At 61.8% G+C, this 1,208-nt stretch carries 1 pseudogene and 1 other annotated feature; the pseudogene reads left to right on the forward strand.

What is annotated here, in order from left to right:
* Positions 1 to 50: 50 nt before the first annotated feature.
* Positions 51 to 1,208 (forward strand): annotated as a pseudogene (locus QMK17_RS26270) (IS3 family transposase); the annotation flags it as partial.
* Positions 335 to 463: a sequence feature (AL1L pseudoknot), on the forward strand. (Overlaps the previous pseudogene by 129 nt.)

Raw genomic sequence — 1,208 nt, forward strand, 5'->3', positions numbered from 1 at the left:
TGAACCGCACCGGGTTGTCCGGAGGCTTCACTTCTTAGGAGAATGAAGCCATGGCACGACCGGCAAGCAACTACCCCACCGAGCTGCGTGAACGCGCTGTCGGCATGTTCACCGAGATCCGCAAGGATTACACCTCGGACTGGGCAACCGCGGCATCGATCGCCGACAAGCTCGATATCAAGTCCACACAGACCGTCCTGAACTGGGTCCGCAAGTCCCAGGTCGACGCCGGCACCCGACCCGGTATCACCACCGACGAAGCCGCGGACATCCGAAAACTGCGGGCAGAGAACCGAGAACTCAAGCGCGCCAACGAAATCCTGAAGGCGGCATCGGTTTTCTTCGCGGCGGAGCTCGACCGCCCACACAAGTGATCTGCGCGTTCATCGACGCGCACAAAGACGCTCACGGGGTCGCGCCGATCTGCACCGTGCTCACCGAGCTCGGAGCTTCGATCGCCCCGTCGACGTACTACGACGCCCGCAACCGACCACCCTCGGCGCGCGATGTCCGGGACGAGGAACTGATGGTCGAAATCAAGAAAGTCCACGAGAAGAACTACTCGGTGTATGGAGCCAGGAAAGTATGGATAGCGCTGCGGCGCAATGGAACAGATGTTGCCCGGTGCACCGTCGAGCGCCTCATGCCCGCCCTCGGGCTCCGCGGTGTCCTGCGCGGAAGGGACCCTCGGACCACCGTCTCGGATCCGAAGGCCGATCGGGCGAAGGACCTGGTGGGCCGCGATTTCGAACCGTTGGCACCGAACGTTCTGTGGGTTGCCGATTTTACTTACGTTCGAACGTTGGCCGGGTGGGTCTACGTCGCGTTCGTCATCGACGCGTACGCCCGGCGGATCCTCGGCTGGAAGGTCTCCAACCGCATGACGACACCGCTCGTGCTCGATGCGATCAACCAGGCGATCTGGGTTCGCAGGTCCGAAGGGTTCACCGATCTGACCGGTCTCGTACATCATAATGATGCCGGAAGTCAGTACACCGCAATAGCTTTCACGGATCGTCTCGTCGAAGTCGGCATCGACGCGTCCATCGGGACGGTCGGCGACGCCCACGATAATTCCCTCGCGGAATCGATCAACGGGCTCTACAAAGCGGAGTTGATCAAACGTACCGGTCCCTGGCGGGACGCGGCACACGTAGAGTCTGCCACCGCCGACTACCTGCGGTGGTTCAACCACGACCGACTCTACG

The sequence above is a fragment of the Rhodococcus sp. G-MC3 genome, assembly GCF_030063335.1.
Lineage (GTDB): Bacteria > Actinomycetota > Actinomycetes > Mycobacteriales > Mycobacteriaceae > Rhodococcoides.